The 21,652-nt window shown below is 72.7% G+C and carries 22 protein-coding genes; 9 read left to right on the top strand and 13 right to left on the bottom strand.

The genetic code is table 11. The features are described from left to right. Positions 1 to 56: 56 nt before the first annotated feature. Positions 57 to 1,421 carry a glutamine synthetase family protein gene (locus K7B10_RS31115; RefSeq protein WP_229341231.1) on the bottom strand — a complete coding sequence of 455 codons (1,365 nt, stop codon included), beginning with the start codon at positions 1,419 to 1,421 and terminating at the stop codon, positions 57 to 59. Between the two features lie 77 nt (positions 1,422 to 1,498). Here K7B10_RS31115 and K7B10_RS31110 point away from each other — a divergent pair, with 77 nt between their 5' ends. The 4 genes from K7B10_RS31110 (at position 1,499) to K7B10_RS31095 (ending at position 4,855) form a co-directional block, all read left to right on the top strand. Continuing rightward, positions 1,499 to 2,245: a FadR/GntR family transcriptional regulator gene (locus K7B10_RS31110; RefSeq protein WP_229341229.1), complete on the top strand. Its 747-nt coding sequence runs from the start codon at positions 1,499 to 1,501 to the stop codon at positions 2,243 to 2,245. Positions 2,246 to 2,394: 149 nt separating this feature from the next. Next, a complete protein-coding gene (gene eat, locus K7B10_RS31105) occupies positions 2,395 to 3,864 on the top strand; it encodes an ethanolamine permease (protein WP_229341221.1) in 1,470 nt (489 codons plus the stop codon). Between the two features lie 33 nt (positions 3,865 to 3,897). Then, positions 3,898 to 4,602, top strand: coding sequence for a gamma-glutamyl-gamma-aminobutyrate hydrolase family protein (locus K7B10_RS31100; protein ID WP_229341219.1), 705 nt, complete (start codon positions 3,898 to 3,900; stop codon positions 4,600 to 4,602). A gap of 52 nt (positions 4,603 to 4,654) precedes the next feature. After that, the gene (locus K7B10_RS31095; protein WP_229341217.1) at positions 4,655 to 4,855 is read left to right on the top strand and encodes a DUF5988 family protein; all 201 of its coding nucleotides are present in this window, start codon (positions 4,655 to 4,657) and stop codon (positions 4,853 to 4,855) included. Between the two features lie 40 nt (positions 4,856 to 4,895). On the opposite strand, the gene K7B10_RS31090 is transcribed toward K7B10_RS31095, so the two are convergent. After that, complete coding sequence (locus tag K7B10_RS31090) at positions 4,896 to 5,819, bottom strand: LysR family transcriptional regulator (RefSeq protein ID WP_229341215.1); 924 nt, start codon at positions 5,817 to 5,819, stop codon at positions 4,896 to 4,898. 70 nt (positions 5,820 to 5,889) lie between these two features. On the opposite strand from K7B10_RS31090, the gene K7B10_RS31085 reads away from it, so the two are divergent. Beyond that, positions 5,890 to 7,011: a TDT family transporter gene (locus K7B10_RS31085; protein WP_372481491.1), complete on the top strand. Its 1,122-nt coding sequence runs from the start codon at positions 5,890 to 5,892 to the stop codon at positions 7,009 to 7,011. Positions 7,012 to 7,021: 10 nt separating this feature from the next. Here the strand turns inward: K7B10_RS31085 and K7B10_RS31080 are convergent, their stop codons facing one another. Both K7B10_RS31080 and K7B10_RS31075 read right to left on the bottom strand, forming a co-directional pair. Continuing rightward, entirely contained in the window at positions 7,022 to 7,759 is a 738-nt protein-coding gene (locus K7B10_RS31080) for a helical backbone metal receptor (protein WP_229341213.1), read from the bottom strand. Beyond that, entirely contained in the window at positions 7,756 to 8,367 is a 612-nt protein-coding gene (locus K7B10_RS31075) for a helix-turn-helix domain-containing protein (RefSeq protein WP_229341211.1), read from the bottom strand. The genes K7B10_RS31080 and K7B10_RS31075 overlap by 4 nt, the downstream gene beginning before the upstream one ends. A gap of 259 nt (positions 8,368 to 8,626) precedes the next feature. Here K7B10_RS31075 and K7B10_RS31070 point away from each other — a divergent pair, with 259 nt between their 5' ends. From K7B10_RS31070 to K7B10_RS31055, 4 genes are all read left to right on the top strand, one after another. Beyond that, entirely contained in the window at positions 8,627 to 9,532 is a 906-nt protein-coding gene (locus K7B10_RS31070; protein ID WP_229345549.1) for a 5'-3' exonuclease, read from the top strand. A gap of 49 nt (positions 9,533 to 9,581) precedes the next feature. After that, positions 9,582 to 10,415, top strand: a complete 834-nt coding sequence (locus K7B10_RS31065) for a siderophore-interacting protein (RefSeq protein ID WP_229341209.1) — start codon at positions 9,582 to 9,584, stop codon at positions 10,413 to 10,415. A gap of 61 nt (positions 10,416 to 10,476) precedes the next feature. Continuing rightward, positions 10,477 to 12,021, top strand: coding sequence for a serine hydrolase (locus K7B10_RS31060; protein WP_229341207.1), 1,545 nt, complete (start codon positions 10,477 to 10,479; stop codon positions 12,019 to 12,021). Positions 12,022 to 12,039: 18 nt separating this feature from the next. Beyond that, positions 12,040 to 13,023: an RluA family pseudouridine synthase gene (locus K7B10_RS31055; RefSeq protein WP_229341205.1), complete on the top strand. Its 984-nt coding sequence runs from the start codon at positions 12,040 to 12,042 to the stop codon at positions 13,021 to 13,023. Positions 13,024 to 13,027: 4 nt separating this feature from the next. On the opposite strand, the gene K7B10_RS31050 is transcribed toward K7B10_RS31055, so the two are convergent. From K7B10_RS31050 to K7B10_RS31010, 9 genes are all read right to left on the bottom strand, one after another. Then, positions 13,028 to 15,868: a DEAD/DEAH box helicase gene (locus K7B10_RS31050; RefSeq protein WP_229341203.1), complete on the bottom strand. Its 2,841-nt coding sequence runs from the start codon at positions 15,866 to 15,868 to the stop codon at positions 13,028 to 13,030. 81 nt (positions 15,869 to 15,949) lie between these two features. Next, positions 15,950 to 16,855 (bottom strand): diacylglycerol kinase, encoded by a 906-nt coding sequence (locus K7B10_RS31045; protein WP_229341195.1) that lies wholly within the window; start codon positions 16,853 to 16,855, stop codon positions 15,950 to 15,952. A 16-nt stretch (positions 16,856 to 16,871) separates the two neighbouring features. Then, the gene (gene tatC / locus K7B10_RS31040) at positions 16,872 to 17,828 is read right to left on the bottom strand and encodes a twin-arginine translocase subunit TatC (RefSeq protein WP_229341193.1); all 957 of its coding nucleotides are present in this window, start codon (positions 17,826 to 17,828) and stop codon (positions 16,872 to 16,874) included. 73 nt (positions 17,829 to 17,901) lie between these two features. Continuing rightward, positions 17,902 to 18,198 (bottom strand): Sec-independent protein translocase subunit TatA, encoded by a 297-nt coding sequence (gene tatA, locus K7B10_RS31035; RefSeq protein WP_229341186.1) that lies wholly within the window; start codon positions 18,196 to 18,198, stop codon positions 17,902 to 17,904. A 215-nt stretch (positions 18,199 to 18,413) separates the two neighbouring features. After that, entirely contained in the window at positions 18,414 to 18,614 is a 201-nt protein-coding gene (locus tag K7B10_RS31030; RefSeq protein WP_229341184.1) for a hypothetical protein, read from the bottom strand. Positions 18,615 to 18,640: 26 nt separating this feature from the next. Next, a complete protein-coding gene (locus tag K7B10_RS31025; protein ID WP_229341182.1) occupies positions 18,641 to 18,889 on the bottom strand; it encodes a hypothetical protein in 249 nt (82 codons plus the stop codon). Between the two features lie 124 nt (positions 18,890 to 19,013). Continuing rightward, positions 19,014 to 19,982: a helix-turn-helix transcriptional regulator gene (locus K7B10_RS31020; protein ID WP_030860247.1), complete on the bottom strand. Its 969-nt coding sequence runs from the start codon at positions 19,980 to 19,982 to the stop codon at positions 19,014 to 19,016. A 127-nt stretch (positions 19,983 to 20,109) separates the two neighbouring features. Further along, the gene (locus tag K7B10_RS31015; protein ID WP_229341180.1) at positions 20,110 to 21,066 is read right to left on the bottom strand and encodes a helix-turn-helix transcriptional regulator; all 957 of its coding nucleotides are present in this window, start codon (positions 21,064 to 21,066) and stop codon (positions 20,110 to 20,112) included. Positions 21,067 to 21,248: 182 nt separating this feature from the next. Beyond that, the gene (locus tag K7B10_RS31010) at positions 21,249 to 21,626 is read right to left on the bottom strand and encodes an FKBP-type peptidyl-prolyl cis-trans isomerase (protein WP_229341172.1); all 378 of its coding nucleotides are present in this window, start codon (positions 21,624 to 21,626) and stop codon (positions 21,249 to 21,251) included. Between the last annotated feature and the right edge of the window lie 26 nt (positions 21,627 to 21,652).

Below are 21,652 nucleotides of genomic sequence, written 5' to 3'. Positions count from 1 at the left end.
CGCATCGGACACGTGGTGCCTCTCAGATGTTCGGTGAGGGTGGCTACGGGTGGTGGCTACAGGCGTTCGAAGGAGCGGCGCAGTTCCCAGTCGGTGACGGCGGAGTCGTACGCGTCCAGTTCCACGCGGGCCATGTTGCGGTAGTGGGCGACCACTTCGGGCCCGAAGGCCGCCTTGGCGATCTCGCTGTTCTCCCAGAGCTCCGCGGCCTCGCGCAGGGTGGTGGGGACGTGCGCGAAGTCGGCCGTGTAGGCGTTGCCCGCGCAGGCCTCGGGCAGTTCGAGGCGGTTCTCGATCCCGTAGAGCCCGGCCGCGACCAGGCCGGCGACGGCGAGGTACGGGTTCACGTCCCCGCCCGGGAGGCGGTTCTCGAAGCGCATGGAGCGGCCGTGGCCGACGACGCGGAGCGCACAGGTCCGGTTGTCCACGCCCCAGGCGACGGCGGTCGGCGCGAAGGATCCCGGCCGGAAACGCTTGTACGAGTTGATGTTCGGGGCGTAGAGAAGGGAGAAGTCGCGCAGCGCGGCCAGCTGGCCGGCCAGGAAGTGTCGCATCACCGGTGACATTCCGCCCGGACCGTCGCCGGCCATCGCGTTGTGCCCGTCGGCATCGCCCAGCGAGAGGTGGATATGGCAGGAGTTGCCCTCGCGCTCGTCGAACTTGGCCATGAAGGTGAGCGAGACGCCCTCCTGGGAGGCGATCTCCTTGGCGCCCGTCTTGTAGACGGCGTGCTGGTCGCAGGTGGTCAGCGCCTCGTCGTAGCGGAAGGCGATCTCGTGCTGGCCGAGGTTGCACTCGCCCTTCGCGGACTCGACGACCAGGCCCGCGGCCTGCATCTCGTTGCGGATCCGGCGCAGCAGGGGCTCGATGCGGCCGGTCCCGAGGACCGAGTAGTCGATGTTGTACTGGTTGGCGGGCGTCAGCCCGCGGTAGCCCGAGTTCCAGGCCTGCTCGTAGGTGTCCTGGAAGACCATGAACTCCAGCTCGGTGCCGACCATGGCCGTGTACCCGTGCCCGGCGAGGCGCTCGAGCTGGCGGCGCAGGATCTGCCGGGGCGCGGCGACCACGGGCGAGCCGTCGTTCCAGGCGAGGTCGGCCAGGAGGAAGGCGCTGCCGGGGTTCCAGGGGATCCGGCGCAGGGTCGCGAGGTCGGGGTGCATGGCGAAGTCGCCGTAGCCCCGGTCCCAGGAGGACATCTCGTATCCGTCGACGGTGTTCATGTCCGTGTCGACGGCGAGGAGGTAGTTGCATCCCTCGGTGCCGTGGTCGAGGACCTCGTCGAGGAAGAACTGTGCGGCGAACCGCTTGCCCTGGAGCCGCCCCTGCATGTCGGGGAAGGCCAGGACCACGGTGTCGATCTCGCCGCTCGCCACGAGAGCGCGGAGCTCCTCGGGCGCGAGCGGCGGCTTGCGGTCTACCACTGGAATCTCTCCTTCGGTGAGCCGAGAAGCCCTAAGGTATTGAATAGAACCATTGCTTGGGAAGGGGAGGAGCCGAGATGACCGACACGGCGAGCGAAGGCGGCGCGATCGCGCGGCTGAATCCGGTACTGCGGCAGGTGCGGGCGGGCAACGGTTTCGAGGAGGCCCTGGAGCAGATCCTCCAGGTGGTCCGGCTGGGTCTGGTGCCGGGCGGCGAACGGCTGCCGCCCGAACGGGAGCTGGCGGAGCGGATGGGGATCAGCCGGGTCACCCTGCGCGAGGTGCTGAAGGTGCTCCAGGACCAGGGCCTGGTGGAGGCGCGGCGCGGGCGGTACGGAGGAACGTTCGTGCTCCCCCGCCCCGACACCCCGGCCGGCGGCACCGAGGACGAGCTGCGCCGGCGCGTGGTGGGCGTGGACATCGAGGACGTGCTGCGGTTCCGCGAGGTCCTGGAGGTGGGCGCGGCCGGACTGTGCGCCTCCCAGGGGCTGACCGAGGAGGGTTCCGAGCGTCTGCTCGGCGCGCTGTCCGCCACCCATGACGCGCCGCTGACCGACTACCGCCGCCAGGACACCCTGTTCCACCTCACCCTGTGCGAGCTGGCCGGATCGGCCAGCCTCACGGCCCAGTACGCCGCCGTCCGGGCCACCGTGAACGACCTGCTGGACTGCATCCCGCTGCTGGTGCGCAACCTGGAGCACTCCCAGCAGCAGCACAGCGCGCTCGTGGAGGCGGTGCTGGAGCGCCACCCCGACGCGGCGCGCGAGGTGATGCGCGAACACTGCTGCGGAACGGCCGCCCTGCTGCGCGGGTTCCTCGCCTAGGGGGTGTCCCGTCGATCGGGCCGGAAACGGGGGCGGCGGGAGCGGCTCGTGAACTTTTCGTAACCCCTGTTTAACGCAGGGGTCTTGCGCACTCCACTCCCCTACGGCAAAGGTACGCCCCACAACCATTGCCCTAGGCAGGAGCGCACATGGCCGACGACACCGAGGCACGGCTCGCAGCCGTACCCGAACCCACCACCTCCCCCGAGGGCGCGGACACCTACCTGGAACGCCGTACGCTGCGCCGCGGCAGCGCCGGCTGGCTGCTGCTGACCGGCCTCGGCGTCGCGTACGTCGTCTCCGGCGACTTCTCCGGCTGGAACGTCGGCCTCGCCCAGGGCGGCTTCGGCGGGCTCGCCATCGCCACCGTCCTCATGGGCGCGATGTACGCCTGCCTCGTCTTCTCCCTCGCGGAACTCTCCGCGATCCTGCCCACGGCGGGCGGCGGCTACGGCTTCGCCCGCCGGGCGCTCGGCACCTGGGGCGGCTTCCTCACCGGCACCGCGATCCTCATCGAGTACATCCTGGCCCCGGCCGCGATCTCCATCTTCATCGGCGACTACGTCGAATCCCTGAACCTCTTCGGCCTCACCTCCGGCTGGCCGGTCTACCTCGCCTGCTTCGCGGTCTTCATCGGCATCCACCTGTGGGGCGTCGGCGAGGCCCTGCGCTTCTCCCTCGTCGTCACGGCGATCGCCGTCCTCGCCCTGATCGTCTTCGCGCTGGGCGCCTTCACCGAGTTCGACCCCTCGAACCTCGACGACATCGCCGTGGACACCACCGCCGCCGGATCGAGCTCCTGGCTGCCGCTGGGCGTGCTCGGCATCTGGGCCGCCTTCCCCTTCGGAATGTGGTTCTTCCTCGGCGTCGAGGGGGTACCGCTGGCGGCCGAGGAGGCCAAGGACCCGGTGCGCTCCATGCCCCGGGCCCTGTCGATCTCCATGGGCATCCTGGTCCTGCTCGCGCTGCTCACCTTCCTGGCCTCGACCGGTGCGCGCGGCGCCGACGCCATCAAGGACGCCGGGAACCCGCTGGTCGTCGCACTCGAAGGCGACTCCGGCCTCTCCTGGCTGAAGACCTTCGTCAACTACGCCGGTCTCGCGGGCCTCGTGGCCTCCTTCTTCTCCCTCATCTACGCCGGCTCCCGCCAGCTCTTCGCCCTCTCCCGGGCCGGATACCTGCCGCGCTTCCTCTCCCTCACCTCGAAGCGCAAGGCCCCGTACCTCGGCCTGCTCATCCCCGGCGCGATCGGCTTCGCCCTCGCCGCGGCCACCGGGAACGGCCCGCGCATGCTCAACATCGCGGTGTTCGGAGCGACCATCTCGTACGCCCTGATGGCCCTGTCCCACATCGTGCTCCGCAGGCGGGAGCCGGGCCTGGAGCGCCCGTACCGCACGCCCGGAGGCATCGCCACCTCCTCGGTGGCCTTCGTCCTGGCCCTGTCGGCGCTCGTCGCCACCTTCCTCGTGGACAAGGACGCGGCGTTCATCGCCCTCGGTGTGTACGCGGTCGCCCTCGCCTACTTCGCGTTCTACAGTCGGCACCACCTCGTGGCCTCCGCGCCGGAGGAGGAGTTCGCGGCGCTGGCCGAGGCCGAGGCCGAACTCACCCGCGACTGACCGCCGTTCTTCGACCCCTTGGAGGTAGAAACCGTGCCCAGGCCGCTCATCGGCATCACGACCTACGTGGAGGAATCCACCCGCTACGCGGTGTGGGACGTCCCCACGTCCCTCGTGCCCACCGGGTACTACGAGCTCGTCCAGGCGGCGGGCGGCGCGGCCGTGCTGCTCCCGCCGGACGAACCCGGTTCGGCGGCGGAGGTGCTGAGCCGGCTGGACGGCCTGGTCGTCGCGGGCGGCCCCGATGTGGACCCGGTCCGCTACGGGGCCGACCGGGACCCCCGTACGGGCGCCCCCGCGACCAAGCGGGACGAGTGGGAACTGGCCCTGATCGAGGCGGCCCTGGCGGCGGGCCTGCCGGTGCTGGGCATCTGCCGGGGCATGCAGGCGCTGAACGTGGCCCTGGGCGGCACGCTGATCCAGCACATCGACGGCCACGTGGCGGCCCCGGGCGTCATGTCCTGGCACCCGGTCCGTCCGGTCGAGGGCAGCCGGTACGCGGCGCTGGTCCCGGAGGAGGCCGAGGTGCCCACCTACCACCACCAGGCCGTCGAGCGGCTGGGCGAGGGCCTGATCGCCTCGGCGCACGCGGTCGACGGAACGGTGGAGGCCATCGAGCTCGGCGACCCGGGGCGCTGGGTCCTCGGCGTCCAGTGGCACCCGGAACGCGACAAGGACACCCGCGTGATGTCCGCGCTGGTCGAAGCGGCCTCCCGCACCGCGGCGGTCCCGGCCTGACGGCTGACGGCGCCGACGTGCGCGCCGTGCGCCCGCTCGCAAGACTGGGGGTATGACGAACAAGGCAGTGCTGGAGGGCGGACCGGCCGACCTCACCGAGCGGGTCGTCGACGCCCCACCCTCCGGCGAGGACGTGAAGATCAGGCACCGCGGGGGTTACGAGCACTTCCGTGCCACGCAGCGGCGGCAGGACGGCCCGCAGGGCCCGCTGGAGGTCTTCCAGTGGTGGGAGCGCACCGAGATCGCCGAATGACGGCGCCGCCGCCCTGACCGCCCCCGCCCAGGGGCGGCGATCAAGGGCGGGCCCGGGTCAGCGACAGCAGGTCGCGGGCCGGGCCCGCCGGCCTGTTCCCCACCGGCCACACCGCCCGCAGGGCCCGCCCCAGGGCGGCCCCCGTCACCGGGACCTCGACGAGGCGCCGCGCCGCCAGCTCCTCCCCCAGCGCCAGCTCCGACAGCACGCACGGCCCCGCACCGCTCAGCGCCGCCGCCTTCACCGCCGTCGTCGACGCCAGCTCCAGCAGCGGGGCCGCGAGCCCGCCGCTCTGCGCCAGCGCGGCGTCCAGCACCTGCCGGGTCCCCGATCCCCACTCCCGCAGGATGAGCGGGGTCGCCGCCAGCTCCGCCGCCGCCACCCCCTTTGTGCGCCGCGCCCACGCGTGCCCCGGAGCCACCGCCACCACCAGCCGGTCCTGCGCGATGACCGCCGAGTCCAGGCCCTCCGGCACTGACAGCCCCTCCACGAACCCCAGGTCCGCCTCATGGGCCAGCACCCGCTCCGCGACCACGGCCGAGTTCCCCGCGTGCAGGGACACCGCCGTCCCCGGCCGCTGCCCGCGCAGCGCGATCAGCCACCCCGGCAGCAGGTACTCCGCGATGGTCATGCTGGCGGCCACCCGCAGCCGCGAGTCCCGCCGCCCGCGCAGCGCCTGTGCCCCGGCGTCGAAGGCCTCGGCCGCCTCCACCACGCGCCGCGCCCAGTCGGTGACGAGCGCCCCCTCGGCCGTCAGGGTCGACCCCCGCGGCGAGCGGTCCACCAGCGCCACGCCCAGCCGCGTCTCCATGGCCCGGATCCGGCTGCTCGCAGCGGGCTGGGTGATCCCCATGCGCTTGGCGGCGCCGCTCAGGCTGCCGATCCGGGCGACCGCGAGCAGCAGCTCCAGCGCCCCCAGGTCCGGTACCCGGTGCGCCAGCGGAACCCACTCTCCGTTACCCATAAAGTCAGTTTATGGCCTTATAGAGAGATGGACTCTGCCGTCCGCCCGGCTCCGCCGCGAGGCTGGATCCATGGCCACCACCCTCGCGCGACCCCGCGCCCACACCTCCCGGAACCCCGAGGCCCACAAGGCCTTCGCGGCGCTCCGCCACCTCGGCCCCAACTGGTACGCGTCCGTCATGGGCACGGCGATCGTCGCCAACGCCGGCGCGACCCTGCCGTACCAGGTGCCCGGCCAGCGCGTGGCCTGCCAGATCGTCTGGGCCCTGTCCGCGGCGGCCCTCGCCCTGCTGCTCACCGCCCGCGCCGGCCACTGGCTCCACCATCGCGACCAGGCCCGCGCCCACCTCCTCGACCCCGCGGTGGCCCCCTTCTACGGGTGTCTCGCGATGGCCCTGCTGGCCGTCGGCGGTGGCACCCTGATCGTCGGCAAGGACCTCATCGGCGCGCCCGCCGCCGTCGCCGTCGACGCCGTGCTCTTCACCGCCGGAACCGCGATCGGCCTGCTCATGGCCGTGGTGGTGCCCTACCTGATGGTGGTCCGGCACAAGGTCGAGGCGGCCCAGGCCACCCCCGTGTGGCTGCTGCCCCTGGTCGCCCCGATGGTCTCCGCCGCCCTGGGCCCCCTGCTGATACCCCACCTGCCCGCCGGCCAGCCCCGCGAGGCGCTGCTGCTGGCCTGCTACGCCATGTTCGGCATCAGCCTGCTGGCGACCCTGCTGATGCTGCCCCTGGTCTTCGGCCGGCTCATCGTGGGGGGCCCCCTGCCCCTGCTGCTGACCCCCACCCTGTTCCTGGTCCTGGGCCCCCTCGGCCAGTCCGCCACCGCCGTCAACCAGCTCGCCGACGTGGCCCCCGAGGCGATCGGCGCCCCCTACGCCGGAGCGCTCGGCGCCTTCGCGGTGGTCTACGGGGTGCCCGTGATGGGCTTCGCCCTGCTGTGGCTGGCCCTGGCGGCCGCGATGCTGGTGCGGGCCGCCCGGGGCGGCATGGGATTCGCGATGACCTGGTGGGCGCTGACCTTCCCCGTCGGCACCTGCGTCACCGGCGCCGCGGGCCTGGCCCGCCACACGGGCCTGACCGCCTTCGCCTGGCTCGCGGCCGCCCTGTTCCTGGCCCTGCTGACCGCCTGGCTGCTGGCCGCGGCCCACACGCTGCGGGGCCTGTTCGCCGGCACGCTGCTGCCCCGCTGACGCACCGCCGTCAGCGGGCGGCCCGCAGCGCCGCCGCCAGTACGGCCGGGGCCTCGGCCAGCGAGGGCCCGTACCAGGTGAGGTGGCGGCCGCTGACCAGGGCGGAGGGACGGTCCGGGAAGGCCTCCGGGCCGTCCTCGCGCGTGAAGCGGTACGGCTCGTCGGGGAGCACCACCAGATCGCAGTCGGCGGCGGCCAGCTCCTCCACCGGCACCCGCGGATACCGCTCGGCGTTCCCGGCGTAGACGTTGTCCACGCCCAGCCGGGCGAGCAGATCGCCCGCGAACGTGTCCCGGCCGAGCACCATCCAGGGGCGCCGCCACACCGGTACGAAGGCGCGCAGCGGGCCGGCCGGCTCCACCCGCGTCCAGGCCGCCTCGGCCTCGTCCAGCCACTGCGGCCGCGCCAGCCCCAGGGCCCCCACCAGCACCCGGGACAGCTCCGTCAGCGCCTGCGGCAGCTCCCGTACCTCGGTGACCAGCACCTCGACCCCGGCCCCGCGCAGCGCCGCCAGGTCCGGGGCCCGGTTCTCCTCCTCGTTGGCGATCACCAGGTCCGGGCGCAGCGCCGTGATCCGCTCCACGTCCGGGTTCTTCGTACCCCCGATGCGCACCGCGCCCCGCCCTTCGAGGTCCGCGGGGTGCGTGCACCAGTCGGTGACCCCGACGAGCAGCCCGGGGGCGCTGACCGCCACCGCCTCGGTCAGCGAGGGCACGAGCGAGACGACCCGCGTCCGGCTGCGGCTCACCGCCCGGGCGAGGGGGGCTCGGAGGTCGCGTGGATGTGCTCGCCGACCGCCACGACCAGGAGCCGGGTGTCCTCGGAGACGGCCCGCCAGCGGTGCCGTACGCCGCCGGACAGGAACAGCGCGTCCCCGCTCTCCAGCCGGTACGCCCGCCCCTCGGCCTCCACCTGGCAGGCGCCCGAGACCACGTACATCAACTCGTCGTTGCGGTGCTGGTACTCGCGGCCGGCGTCCTGGTCCCCGGTGAACTCCAGCGCGTGCAGCTGGTGGTGTCCGCGTACGAGGGGGCGCACACCCGGGACCGGCGTGAGCCCGGAGTCGTCCCCGGCCCGTACGAGGTCCACCGTGCGCGCGGTGTCCGAGGCGGCCAGCAGCTCGACGGCCGTGGTCTCCAGCGCGTCCGCGACCCGTTCCAGGGACCGCATGCTGGGCCGGGCCCGCTCGTTCTCTATCTGGCTGAGGAAGGGCACCGACAGGCCGCTGCGCGCCGATACGGCGGCGAGGGTCAGGTGCAGTGCCCGGCGCCGCTTGCGCACGGCCACGCCCACCCGGAGCGGTTCCTTGGCGTCCTTGTCCCGTTCCTTGTCGTCCGAGCCGTCCCTGTCGTCCATGGCGGGGCTGCCCTCCCCTTGTCTGGTCCGTCGGCGTACGTCGGCGTCCGTCTCACATCGGTGTGCTGTAAGCACCTTACGCAGCAACCGCCACCGGTTTCGCGTGCAAGAGCCGACAAGGGTACGCCCCGGGTGAAACTCCCGTGCCATTTTCGAGCGCACTCACGGCCACTTTCCGTGCCCCCGGGCGTAACCGTCGGCTGCGGGAGCACGTGCGGGTTGCGGCATCATCGTCACCGTGACGACGACTCGACGCCTGATGCTGCTGGACACCGCCTCCCTCTACTACCGCGCGTACTTCGGCGTGCCGGATTCCGTGAAGGCCCCCGACGGCACTCCGGTCAACGCGGTGCGCGGGCTGCTCGACTTCATCGGGCGGCTCGTCCAGGACCACCGCCCCGACGATCTGGTGGCCTGCATGGACGCCGACTGGCGGCCCCACTGGCGGGTGGAGCTGATCCCCTCGTACAAGGCGCACCGGGTCGCCGAGGAGACCGAGAGCGGTCCGGACGTGGAGGAGACCCCCGACACCCTGTCCCCGCAGGTCCCGATCATCGAGGCGGCGCTGGACGCGTTCGGGATCGCCCGGGTGGGGGTCGCCGGGTACGAGGCCGACGACGTGATCGGCACGCTCACGGCGCGCGCCACGGGCCCGGTGGACATCGTCACCGGCGACCGGGACCTGTACCAGCTGGTGGACGACGCCCGGCAGCGGCGCGTGCTGTACCCGCTGAAGGGGGTCGGCACCCTCCAGGTGACGGACGAGGCGTGGCTGCGCGAGAAGTACGGGGTGGACGGTGCGGGGTACGCGGACCTGGCGCTGCTGCGCGGGGACCCGAGCGACGGGCTGCCGGGGGTCCCGGGGATCGGCGAGAAGACGGCGGCGAAGCTGCTGGACGCGTACGGCTCGCTGGCCGGGATCATCGCGGCGATCGAGGACCCGAAGTCGAAGCTGACGCCCACGCAGCGCAAGCGGCTGGACGAATCCCGGCCGTACCTGGCGGTGGCTCCGAAGGTGGTCCGGGTGGCCGCGGACGTCCCTCTTCCGGAGTTCGACCCGGCTCTGCCCGCGGTTCCCGCGCAGCCGGAACTCGTCGACGCGCTGGCGCGCCGGTGGGGTCTGGGCGGAGCCGTGTCCCGCCTGGGCAGCGCGCTGCGCCCTTGAGGTGCTAACTTAGGTAATCCTAAGTTTCAGGGGAGCAAGGGGAGACGCCGTGGCAGAAGGACGCGCCCGCAAGATCGGCACCGCAGTCGTCGTGCGCACAGAGCGGCTGACGCCGCACATGGTGCGCGTGGTGCTGGGCGGCGCCGGACTGGTCCGGTTCAGTGCGGGCGAGTTCACGGACCATTACATCAAGCTGCTGTTCGCCCCCGAAGGCGTCACCTACCCCTCGCCGTGGGACCTGGACCGCATCCGCGCCGAGTACGCGCGGGACGCCTGGCCGCGCCAGCGGGCGTACACGGTCCGTTCGTGGGATCCGGGGCACCTGGAGCTGACGCTCGACTTCGTCGTCCACGGCGACGAGGGACTGGCCGGTCCCTGGGCGGCCCGCGTCCAGCCGGGTGAACTCGTCCGCTTCCTCGGCCCGGGCGGCGCGTACGCCCCGGACACGACGGCCGACTGGCACCTGCTGGTGGGCGACGAGAGCGCCCTGCCGGCCATCGCGGCCGCGATGGAGCGGATGCCGGCGGGCGCGCGGGTGCACGCGTTCGTCGAGGTCGAGGGCCCGGACGACGAGCAGAAGATCGCCACCCCCGACGGCATCGTCCCGGTCTGGCTGCACCGAGGCTCCGGCCCGGTCGGCCAGCGCCTCGTCGAGGCGGTCAAGGCCCTGGAGTTCCCCTCCCGCGACGTCCACGCCTTCGTGCACGGCGAAGCCGGCTTCGTGAAGGACCTCCGCAGCCACCTGCGCCTGGAGCGCGGCGTCCCCAAGGAGCGCCTGTCGATCTCCGGCTACTGGCGCCAGGGCGAGACGGACGAGGGCTGGCGGGCGATCAAGCGCGACTGGAACGCCCGGGTCATCGCCGAGCAGGAGTCCGCGGCCTGACCGCACCGGGGCCGCCCCGCCTCGCGGGGCGAGGTCACCCGTTCGGCGTGACAATGTCCCCATGCGCACGCTCCGCATGCTCGTTGCGGCCGGAGCCGCCGTCGTGTTCGCCGCGACGGCCGCGACCGGCGCCGCCGCCGCGCCCAGCCCGCCGCCCGCGCCCGAGCCGCAGATCACCGACGCGGAAGTGGACAAGGCGCTCGCGCGCCTGCCCGGCTTCGTCACCGACGCCATGCGCAGCACCGGGGTCCCCGGGGTCGCCGTCGCCGTCGTCCACGACGACGAGGTCGTCTACCTCAAGGGCTTCGGCGTCCGGCGCACCGACGCACCCGGCGCCATCGGCCCCGACACCGTCTTCCAGATCGCCTCCCTCTCCAAGCCGATCTCCTCCACGGTGGTGGCCGGCACCCTCAAGAACGCCGCCGACTGGGACCGCCGCACCGAACTCCCCGGGTTCGCGCTGAAGGACCCCTGGGTCACCGACCACGTCACCACCGCCGACCTGTTCTCGCACCGCAGCGGCCTCCCCGACCACGCCGGGGACCTCCTCGAAGACCTCGGCTACGACCAGGCGTACATCCTCGACCACCTGCGCCTGGAACCCCTCTCCCCGTTCCGCGCGAGCTACGCCTACACCAACTTCGGCCTCACCGCGGCCGCCGAGGCCGTCGCCCGGCAGAAGGGCACGACCTGGGAGAAGCTCAGCCAGGACACCCTGTTCAAGCCCGCCGGGATGACGCACACCAGCACCGAGTTCTCGGCCTTCGTCAACGCCCCCGACCACGCCGCCACCCACGTCAAGAACCCGAACGGCACCTGGTCGCCCCGCTACGTGCGCGACCCCGACGCCCAGGCACCGGCCGGCGGCGTGAGCTCCACCGCCACCGACATGGCCCGCTGGCTGCGCCTCCAGCTGGCCGGCGGCACCCTCGACGGGAAGCGGATCGTTCCCGCCGACACCCTGGCGGCCACGCGCCTGCCGCACATCGTGTCGCAGGCGCCGACCCCGCCCCTGGACCACACCGGCTTCTACGGGCTCGGCTGGAACGTCTCGTACGACGACGCGGGCCGGCTGCGCCTGAGCCACTCCGGCGCCTTCGAACTCGGCGCCAACACCAACGTCACCATGCTGCCCCTGGAGAAGCTCGGCATCGTCGTCCTCACCAACGGCGCCCCGGTCGGCATGGCCGACGCCATCGCGATGGACTTCTTCGACACCGCCGAGCACGGCGCGCCGACCACCGACTGGCTGCCCCTCTTCGCCGAGCTGTACGCCCAGCAGCTCGGCCCCGGCCCCTCCGCCACCGACTACGCGCACCCGCCCGCGGGGGCGAAGCCGGCCCGCGCCGACAGCGCGTACACCGGGACCTACGTCAGCCCGTACTACGGAAAACTGACCGTGACGGCGGATCCCGGCGGCGGCCTCACCCTCTCCCTCGGCCCGAAGCCGATGCGCTTCCCTCTCACCCACTACGACGGGGACACCTTCAGCTACGTGACCGCCGGCGAGAACGCCGTCGGCCGCACCGGGGTGGTCTTCAAGGACGGCACGGTCCGCGTCGAGTACCTGGACGCCACCCACCTGGGCACCTTCACCAAGCAGTAGCGGCATAGCCTGGACCCGATGAGACGCAGAGCCCAGGCACCCCCCTCGCCCCTCCCCCAGGTCGCCGGCATCGACCCGGTCCGGCTGCGGCTGCCCGCCGACCCCGACGGGCGCTGGCCCGACCTCGGCGGCTACCTCGCCGAGCGGTACGCCGGCACCCGCGGCGCGCAGTCCATCGCGCACCTGCTGCGCGCCGGGCGCGTCTTCGGCCCCGGCGGGCGGCCCCTGAGCCCGCAGGACCCGTACGAGCCGGGCGCCTACCTCTGGTTCCACCGGGACATGGAGCCGGAGCCCGTGGTGCCGTTCCCGATCTCCGTCGTCCACCGGGACGCGCACCTGCTGGTCGTGGACAAGCCGCACTTCCTGGCGACCACCCCGCGCGGCAGCCACGTCACGCAGACCGCCCTGGCCCGGCTGCGCACCGAGCTCGACCTGCCCGAGCTCAGCCCGGCGCACCGGCTGGACCGGCTGACGGCCGGACTGGTGATGTTCAGCATCCGCCCCGAGGACCGCGGCGCGTACCAGCTGCTCTTCCAGGAGCGGCGGGTCCTCAAGCGGTACGAGGCGCTCGCGCGCCACGATCCGGCGGTCGCCCTCCCCCGCACGGTCCGCAGCCACATCGAGAAGACCCGCGGGGTGATGGCGGCGACCGAGGTCCCCGGCGCGGAGCCGAACGCCGAGAGCCTGGTCGAGCTCATCGACACCAAGGGGGAGCTGGGCCGCTACCGGCTGACCCCGCACACCGGGCGCACCCACCAGCTGCGGGTGCACATGAACGGACTCGGCCTGCCGATCCTCGGCGACCCGGTGTACCCGCAGGTCACCGACCCGGCTCCGGACGACTACCGCAGACCGCTCCAACTCCTGGCCCGTACGGTGGCGTTCACCGACCCGATCACCGGCACCCCGCACCGCTTCGAGAGCGGCCTGAGCCTGCGGGCCTGGCAGGACCTCGCCGCCTGGCGAGGTCCCGACAGCCCCGAGGACTTCCAGGCCGCCTAGCCGCCTAGCCGACCGAGCTGTAGGCCACCACGCCGCGCAGCAAGGCGTCGACGGCCTTGCGGGCATTGCGGGCCACCGTGCTCCCGCTGTCACCCGACGCCGAGGGGGCCGCGGCCGCGATCTGCCCCAGCACGTCGATGACCTGCTTGCACCAGCGGACGAAGTCGCCGGCCGGCATCTCCGCCTCCCGCAGCACCTCGTCCAGGCTCTTGTCGGAGGCCCACTGGTACGCCGCCCACGCGAAGCCCAGGTCCGGCTCGCGCTGACCCACGCCCTCCGCCTGGTTGATGCGGTGCTCCTCCTCCAGCGCGTCGAGCCGGCCCCAGATGCGGACCATCTCGCCCAGCGCCGCCTTCGCCGCGCCGCCCGGCACCTTCGGCGCCACCGCGTCGTCGGACTGCCGCGCCTCGAACACCAACGCCGAGACACAGGCCGCCAGTTCCGCCGGGGACAGCCCCTCCCAGACGCCCTCGCGCAGGCACTCCGAGGCCAGCAGGTCGAGCTCCCCGTACAGCCGGGCGAGCCGCTTGCCGTGCACGGTGACCTCGTCCTCGCGCAGGTAGTCCAGCTCGGTGAGCAGCGCGTGGATGCGGTCGAAGGTGCGGGCGATCGTGTTCGTACGGCCCTCGATGCGCCGCTCCAGCTGCTGGGTGTCCCGGCGCAGGCGGTGGTAGCGCTCCGCCCAGCGGGCGTGGTCCTCGCGCTCGTCGCACCCGTGGCAGGGGTGCGCCCGCAGCGCGGCGCGCAGCCGCGTGATCTCGCGGTCGTCGGCGGCCGCGGCCCGGCCGCGCCCGCGCCGCTCCGGCGCGATGTGCCCGGCCTTGGCCCGCAGTTGGGACGCCAGGTCCCGACGCGACTGCGGCGAGCGCGCGTTGAAGGTCTTGGGGATCCGCATCCGCTCGATCGCCTCGACCGGGACCGGGAAGTCGATCGCGGCGAGCCGCTTGACCTGCCGCTCCGCGGTCAGCACCAGCGGCCGCGGCCCCTCGGCGTACTCGTACCCCCGGTGCCCGTTGACCCGGCCGGCCGGCACGCCCGGGTCCAGCACCAGCGCGAGCCCGGCGAACTTGCCGGTCGGCACGTGGATGATGTCGCCCGGCTTGAGCTTCTCCAGCGAACCGGCCGCCTGCACCCGGCGCTGGGCCGCGCCCTGCTTGGCCAGGTCCGTCTCGCGGTCCTTCAGGTCGCGGCGCAGCTGCGCGTACTCCTCGAAGTTCCCGAGGTGGCAGGTCATGCCCTCCCGGTAGCCCTCCAGGCCCTCCTCGTTGCGCTGCACCTGCCGGGAGATCCCGACGACCGAGCGGTCGGCCTGGAACTGCGCGAACGAGGTCTCCAGCAGCTCGCGCGAGCGGTGCCGCCCGAACTGGCTGACCAGGTTCACGGCCATGTTGTACGAGGGCTTGAAGCTGGAGCGCAGCGGATACGTACGGGTGCCCGCGAGCCCGGCGAGCCCCGCCGGGTCCATCCCCCGCTGCCACAGCACCACGGCGTGGCCCTCGACGTCGATGCCGCGCCGCCCGGCCCGGCCGGTGAGCTGCGTGTACTCGCCGGGGGTGATGTCGGCGTGCTGCTCGCCGTTCCACTTGACCAGCTTCTCCAGGATCACCGTGCGCGCGGGCATGTTGATGCCCAGCGCCAGGGTCTCGGTGGCGAAGACGGCCTTGACCAGGCCGCGGACGAAGAGCTCCTCCACGACCTCCTTGAAGGTCGGCAGCATGCCGGCGTGGTGCGCGGCGATGCCCCGCTCCAGGCCTTCGAGCCACTCGTAGTACCCGAGGACGTGCAGGTCCTCGGTGGGGATGGAGGCGGTCCGCTCCTCGACGATCTCGCGGACCCGCAGCCGGGCCGTGTCGTCGTTGAGCCGCAGGCCCGCGAACAGGCACTGCTGGACGGCGGCCTCGCAGCCGGCCCGGCTGAAGATGAAGTTGATGGCGGGCAGCAGCCCGTCGCCGTCGAGGCGGGCGATGACCTCGGGCCGGCTCGGCGTCCAGATCCGGCCGCGGGAGCGCCGCTCGCGCTCGCGGTCGGCCTCGCGGACCATCTTGCCGCGCCGCCGGTCCTTCGGACTGTACGTACGGGTGTTCTCCTCGCGCGCCATGCGCAGCAGGTCGGGGTTGACCTCGCGGCGCGCGGAGCCGCGGCCGCCGTGGTCGGACTCCTCCTCGAAGAGGTCGTAGATCTTGCGGCCGGCCATGACGTGCTGCCACAGCGGGACGGGCCGCTCCTCGGAGACGATCACCTCGGTGTCGCCGCGCACGGTGTCCAGCCAGTCGCCGAACTCCTCGGCGTTGGACACGGTGGCCGACAGGGACACCAGCGTGACCGACTCGGGGAGGTGGATGATCACTTCCTCCCAGACGGCTCCGCGGAACCGGTCGGAGAGGTAGTGCACCTCGTCCATCACCACGTAGCCGAGGCCGCGCAGCGACTGCGAGCCGGCGTACAGCATGTTGCGGAGCACCTCGGTGGTCATCACGACCACGGGCGCCTCGGAGTTGACGCTGTTGTCACCGGTCAGCAGGCCCACCTTGTCGGCGCCGTAGCGCTTGACGAGGTCGGCGTACTTCTGGTTCGACAGCGCCTTGATGGGCGTCGTGTAGAAGCACTTGCGCCCCTGGCCGAGGGCGAGGTGCACGGCGAACTCGCCGACGATCGTCTTGCCCGAGCCGGTCGGGGCTGCGACGAGGACGCCCTTGCCGGCCTCCAGTGCCTTGCAGGCTTCGACCTGGTACGCGTCCAGGTCGAATTCGTACATCTCGCGGAAGGGGGCCAGGGCGGAGGCCTCTTCGGCGGCGCGGATCCGGGCAGCGGCGTACCGCTCCGCCGGTGAGAGTTCTTCGGTCATCTTGTCTTCGAGCCTACCCGCCGCCCCTGACAACAGTCGCGATCATTTATACGGACCGCGCGGGCCGCCGCGGCGGCGGCGCTACGCCAGCAGCCGCAGGGCCCCGGGTACGCAGTGGGCGGTCACCGGCAGCGGTCCGAGCGGCTCGCCGTCGGCGTACGCGGTGATCCCGGCGGCCTCCAGGGTGATCTTCGCGGCCCGGTGGACGGTCACCTTCGGGTGGCTCAGGTGCTTCCCCTTGTAGACCTGCGGAAAGACCTTCAGCAAGGTGGTCCGGCTGCAGTCCCCGACCACCGTGACGTCGAAGAGCCCGTCGTCCGGGACGGCGTCCGCGCAGATGCGCATGCCGCCGCCGTACGAGGACCCGTTGCCGACGGCGACCAGCGCGGCCTCGGTCTCGATCACCGGACCGTCGTCGAGGGTGATCCGGTACGGGAACGGCCGGAAGGCGGCCAGCTCCGCGAGGATCGCGAGATCGTACTTGAACCGGCCCGCCGGGATCCGCATCCGGTTGCCGCGGTCGTTGACCCGTGAATCGAAGCCGGAGCACAGCACGGTCCCGTACCAGGTCTCCCCCCGGCGTCCGGTCCCCGCCACCCGCCCGAGGTCGATCTCGCGGATCCGGCCCTCCTTGAGCGCCCCTGCGGCCAGCCGCCCCGCCTGCGCGGGCTCCCCCACGGGCAGCCCCGTGGCCCGCGCGAAGTCGTTCCCGGTCCCCACGGCGACCACCCCGAGCGGTACCAGCGTCCCGGCCAGGGCCTGCAGGGCCAGCGAGACCACGCCGTCGCCGCCGACGGCGATCACCGCGCCCGTGCCCTCCCGGACGGCGGTGCGCAGCCGGGACAGCGCGTCCGCGGCATCGGCGCCGAGGACCGTCCGCACGGAGAACCCGGCGGCCCGGAGCGCGGAAGCGGCCGGCTGCGCGGCGTGCGCGCCCCGGCCGCGTCCCGCGATGGGATTGACGAGGAGGGTGATCTCAGCGCTCACCCGGGGAATGTACCTGTCAGGTCGCGTCGTCGTAACCGTTGATCTGCCTGCGGCCGCCGTCGGCCTGCTCGGGCAGCGCGGCCGGGGCCTGGACGGGCTCCATCTCACCGATCGGCGCGGGCGTCAGGTCCAGCTCGGAGGCCTCGTCGTCGTCGAGCAGCGCGTCGGGGTTGCCGCGGCGCCGCCTGCGGTCGTTGATCAGGCAGATCCCGAGGGCGATGAAGTAGAGGGCGACGATCGGCGCGGCCAGCGAGATCATGGTCAGCGGGTCACCGGTGGGCGTGGCGAACGCGGCGAAGATCGTGATGCCCAGCACCATGGCCCGCCACCAGCTCGCCAGCCGCTTCGCGGTGAGGACCCCGGTGAAGTTGAGGAGGATCAGCAGCAGCGGCAGCTCGAAGGCGAGGCCGAAGACGATGACCATGCGCGTGACCAGGTCGAGGTAGTCGTCGACCGGGAGCAGGTTGCGCGCGTTGTCCGGGGTGAACTCGAGGAGGATCGTCGCGGTTTGCGGCAGCAGCTTGTAGGCGAGGACCCCGCCGGCGGCGAACAGCGGAGCGCCGACGGCCACGAAGCCGATCGCGTAGCGCTTCTCGTGGTTGTGCAGGCCCGGGGCGACGAAGGCCCAGAGCTGGTAGAGCCAGACCGGCGCCGAAAGCACCACACCGGCGGTGAGCGAGACCTTGAGGGCGATCGAGAACGGGGCGATGAGGCCGTTCACCGTCATGTCGGCGCAGGGCCGGCCGTTGCGCTGCGAGACCACCCCGTTGGTGCAGCCGACGGAGTCCAGCATCGGCTTCAGCATGAAGTCGATGAGGTCCTTGTAGTAGAAGGCCGCCACGATGGTGATCACCAGGATCGCCAGGACCGACTTCAACAGGCGGTTTCTCAGCTCACGCAGGTGCTCGACAAGGGGCATCCGCCCTTCGGCGTCCTTGTCCTGCTTCTCCTGCTTGCGGGCAGACTTGAGCAACCCACGTCCCTTGTCTCGTTGCAGATGACCGGCGTGATCAGGGCCGCGGGCTGGCAGCCCGGCGGCCGGGCGATCAGCCCTGGGTGGTGTGGTTCGGCTCGTTGACCGGACGCGAGCTGGTCACGTCGCCGGGAGCGGCCTTGATGGTGCGCGGGGCGGCGGCCTGCTGCGGGGTCTGGTCGGCGACGGTCGCGGCGGTGGTGTTGTCCTCCGCGGCGCTCTCCGCCTTCATGGCCTTGGCCTCGCTCTTGAGGATGCGGGCCGACTTGCCGAGGGAGCGCGCCATGTCGGGGAGCTTCTTGGCACCGAACAGCAGGAAGATCACGGCGATGATCAGGAGGATCTCAAGAGGCTTCAGATTGCCGATCATGTCTGACTTCCTTCTCACCGAAACGGCTGGTTGTGGTGTCGGCGGCCCCGGACCGTGATCCGTGACCGCTCAGGCAAGGATCGTAACCCCCGGGGGTTAACGCCCGGCAATCCCCCGGGGTATCCCGCCTTGCGTGCGGCTGGGACCGACGGTACGGGTCCCGACCCGCACTTTCCAGAGACCTGCGGGACGTGATCTTGTGGTTTGTACCGTTTTCACGGCCGGACGGCGCCGCCTGTACGTGCCAGGTCGTTCGCCGCCCGCTCCAGGTCCGCCGAGGCGTCCGCGATCCGTCGGCTGGCCAGCTCGACCTGGCCGGACAGTCGCCGCACCTCCACGAAGACGCGCACCGCGAGGACGGCGAGGACGGCGAGCCCGAGGAAACCCAGGGCGATTGCGAGCATCGGCCACAGCATGCTCCGAGCCTAGGCCACCGGTCGCCTCAGACGCTGCGCAGGGTGCTCACGCCGCCGCCGGTCAGCAGTTCCACGATGCGCTCACCGGCCGGTTTGCGGACGCAGGCTCCACACGCGGGACAGGTGAACGAGTAGAACGTGGTCCGTCGGCTCCCGCCGATCACCAGGCGCAGGGCTCCGGCGTCCAGCTCGAAGCGGGCCCGGCAGGCGGAACAGGCCGCTTTGAAGGAGACCGGCGGCCCCGCGGCCGCCTGCACACCCCGTGGCCCGGACATTGGCGACATCGCTCGGCGCTCCCCTCATGCCGTCCGCTCGCGGACGACGCGGCTCCCGTACGGCCGGGCCCGTACCGCACGGCCCCGCCGCTTCCCCTTGCCCAGCCCTGCTCGTACCGGTTCTTCAGCCCTGTTCCCCGTACCCGGCGAGCGCCTCCCGCGCCGCCTGCCGAGCGCTGTCGGCCAGCTCCGCGGGCGCCACGATCCGGCCCTCGCGGCCCAGCCGCAGCGCGAGCCGGCGCAGCGAGGCCGGGTCGGGGCTGCGCAGCGTGATCCGCAGGCCGCCGTCGGAGAGCTCCTCGGCGCTGTCGTGCGGGTAGTACTCGGCGACCCAGCGGCCGCCCGGTCCGACCTCGACCACGACCTCCGGGTCCTCGGCGGCCGGCTGGACGAGCCCCTCGGACAGATCGCGCGGCTCGATGGCGGGCGGCTCGGCCCGCTCGTCCAGGAGCCGGATCTCGGCGACCCGGTCGAGGCGGAAGGTGCGCCGGGCCTCGGAGAGGTGGCACCAGCCCTCCATGTAGGTGTGGCCCACCGCGAAGAGGCGGATCGGGTCGACCTTGCGCTCGGTCAGCTCGTCACGGGCGGGCGAGTAGTAGCGCAGCCACAGCCGCCGGCGTTCCGCGATGGCCCGGTCGACGTCGGCGAAGACCCCGCCCTCCGCCTCGAAGGTCACCGACAGCCGGGAGCTGGCCCCGGCCGCCTCGCCCGCGGCGGCCTCCAGCTTCGCGGTGGCCCGCAGCAGGGCGTCCCGGTCGCTCTCGCGCAGCCCCGGCAGCGTGGCCACGGCGCGGGCGGCGACCAGCAGCGCGGTCGCCTCGTCGGCGGCCAGGCGCAGCGGCTCGGCGGTGGACTCCCCCGAGGCGTCGGGGTTGCGCCACCAGATGCGCTCCCCGTCGGTGTCGATGTCGAGCAGGTCCCCGCCGCGGAAGCTGGTCCCGCACATGGGCAGCACGTCGAGGTCCGAGATCAGCTCGTCCTCGGTGATCCCGAAGGCGCGGGCGACGTCCGCGACGTGCGCCCCGGGGCGCTCGCGCAGGTAGGTCACCAGGGACAGCATCCGGCGGGTCTGGTCGATGGCGTTGGCAGCCATGCTGGTACGTCTCCCCCTCAGGGCACGTCTTGCGAACGGTGCGGTGGTGCGATCGGTGCGGCGGATCGGGCGGCGGCCGCGCCGGGCCCGGCAGGTCGGTCCTGCCGGTCCGGTCCGCCGGGCGGCCTCAGCCCGCGGCCACGGCGCGCAGCCGGTCCACGACGTCCGCCCGCAGATCGGCGGGGCCCACGACCACCACGTCCGGCCCGAACTCGACCAGCCAGGCGTCGAGCCCGTGCCCGTAGGGGATCTCCAGCTCGTCCCAGCCGTCCCCGCCCTCGCGCACGGCGGTGGCCTTGGCCCGCAGCGGGTACCCGGCCCCGGCCCGCAGCCGGATCAACGCGGAGCGGTCCGCGCTCTCCCCGGCCCAGCTCGCCACGGTCTCCCGTACGGTCACCACGTCCGGGACCTCGGCGGTGTACCTGGCCGCACGGGACTTGACCTTGCCGGTGATCCGGGAGAGCCGGAACACCCGCTCCGCCCCGCGGTCGCGGTCGTAGCCGGCCAGGTACCAGTGGCCGCGCCAGCACTCCAGCGCCCACGGCTCCACCTGCCGGGTCTCGGGCCGCGCGGCGGTGGACTTGCGGTAGTCGAAGACGACCGGCCGGCGGTCTCGGCAGGCCAGCATCAGCGGTTCGAAGGCCGCCTCGTGGACCGGGATGCGCGGTTCGATGGCGCTGTGCTGGCCCTCGTACGGGTCCCCCGCCTCCGGCATCCCGCCGGCGCGCAGCTTCTGCAGGGCGCCGCTGGCGGCTCCGGCGAGGCGGGCCTGCTGCCAGACCTTGGCCGCGAGCCCGAGGGCGGCGGCCTCTTCGGCATCGAGGGAGACGGGCGGCAGCCGGTTGCTGTCGCGGCGGGCGAGGTAGCCGGTCTCACCCTCCAGGTTCTCCACCGTCTCGATGACCAGGCCGAGTTCGCGCAGGTCGTCCTTGTCGCGCTCGAACATCCGGTTGAACGACTCGTCGTTGCCGGCTTCCATGTACGCCTCGATGGAACCGCGCAGTTCGCGCTTGCTGAGCGGCCGGCGGGTCCCCAGCAGACACAGCGCCAGATTCATCAGCCGCTCGGCCTTGGCAATCGCCATCGACGCCCTTCCGCCCTTCTCCGCTTACACGTTGCAGCACTCGTCCGGCAGGCGCGACACGCGCGAGCGCGCACGGCGCACACCTCCGTGACCGTTGACCGTACCGCCCCGGCGGGCCCCGGCAAAAGCGAGGGCCCCCGCCTGACGGCGGGGGCCCCTTCTACCGGTCACGGGTCGTCGGATCAGACGCCCATCAGGTCGCAGACGAAGATCAGCGTCTCGCCCGGCTTGATGGCACCGCCGGCGCCGCGGTCGCCGTACGCGAGGTGCGCCGGGATGACCAGCTTGCGGCGGCCGCCGACCTTCATGCCCTCGATGCCCTTGTCCCAGCCCGGGATGACCTGGCCGATGCCCAGGATGAACTGCAGCGGGGCGCCGCGGCCCCAGGAGGCGTCGAACTCCTCACCGGTGGAATAGGCCACGCCCACGTAGTGGACGGAGACCTTGTTGCCGGCCGTGGCCTCGGCGCCGTCGCCCACCCAGACGTCCTCGATGACGAGGTCGGCCGGAACCGGGAAGTCGGGGAAGTCGATCTCGGGCTTCTCGAGCTGGTTGCTCACGGTACTGCTCCTCAAAACTGAATCAG

The organism is Streptomyces flavotricini (genome assembly GCF_020639365.1).
Taxonomy (GTDB): domain Bacteria; phylum Actinomycetota; class Actinomycetes; order Streptomycetales; family Streptomycetaceae; genus Streptomyces; species Streptomyces flavotricini.
This window is presented reverse-complemented; position numbering and strand designations above follow the sequence as displayed.

Bases quoted from the DNA above. Each gene is read 5' to 3' on its own strand.
- K7B10_RS31030 (WP_229341184.1), bottom strand. From the start codon at position 18,614: ATGCTGTGGCCGATGCTCGCAATCGCCCTGGGTTTCCTCGGGCTCGCC.
- K7B10_RS31090 (WP_229341215.1), bottom strand. From the start codon at position 5,819: ATGGGTAACGGAGAGTGGGTTCCGCTGGCGCACCGGGTACCGGACCTG.
- K7B10_RS31070 (WP_229345549.1), top strand. From the start codon at position 8,627: ATGCTGCTGGACACCGCCTCCCTCTACTACCGCGCGTACTTCGGCGTG.
- K7B10_RS31015 (WP_229341180.1), bottom strand. From the start codon at position 21,066: ATGGCGATTGCCAAGGCCGAGCGGCTGATGAATCTGGCGCTGTGTCTG.
- K7B10_RS31020 (WP_030860247.1), bottom strand. From the start codon at position 19,982: ATGGCTGCCAACGCCATCGACCAGACCCGCCGGATGCTGTCCCTGGTG.
- K7B10_RS31050 (WP_229341203.1), bottom strand. From the start codon at position 15,868: ATGACCGAAGAACTCTCACCGGCGGAGCGGTACGCCGCTGCCCGGATC.
- eat (WP_229341221.1), top strand. From the start codon at position 2,395: ATGGCCGACGACACCGAGGCACGGCTCGCAGCCGTACCCGAACCCACC.
- K7B10_RS31085 (WP_372481491.1), top strand. From the start codon at position 5,890: ATGGCCACCACCCTCGCGCGACCCCGCGCCCACACCTCCCGGAACCCC.
- K7B10_RS31025 (WP_229341182.1), bottom strand. From the start codon at position 18,889: ATGTCCGGGCCACGGGGTGTGCAGGCGGCCGCGGGGCCGCCGGTCTCC.
- K7B10_RS31075 (WP_229341211.1), bottom strand. From the start codon at position 8,367: ATGGACGACAGGGACGGCTCGGACGACAAGGAACGGGACAAGGACGCC.
- K7B10_RS31055 (WP_229341205.1), top strand. From the start codon at position 12,040: ATGAGACGCAGAGCCCAGGCACCCCCCTCGCCCCTCCCCCAGGTCGCC.
- K7B10_RS31110 (WP_229341229.1), top strand. From the start codon at position 1,499: ATGACCGACACGGCGAGCGAAGGCGGCGCGATCGCGCGGCTGAATCCG.
- K7B10_RS31060 (WP_229341207.1), top strand. From the start codon at position 10,477: ATGCGCACGCTCCGCATGCTCGTTGCGGCCGGAGCCGCCGTCGTGTTC.
- tatA (WP_229341186.1), bottom strand. From the start codon at position 18,198: ATGATCGGCAATCTGAAGCCTCTTGAGATCCTCCTGATCATCGCCGTG.
- K7B10_RS31095 (WP_229341217.1), top strand. From the start codon at position 4,655: ATGACGAACAAGGCAGTGCTGGAGGGCGGACCGGCCGACCTCACCGAG.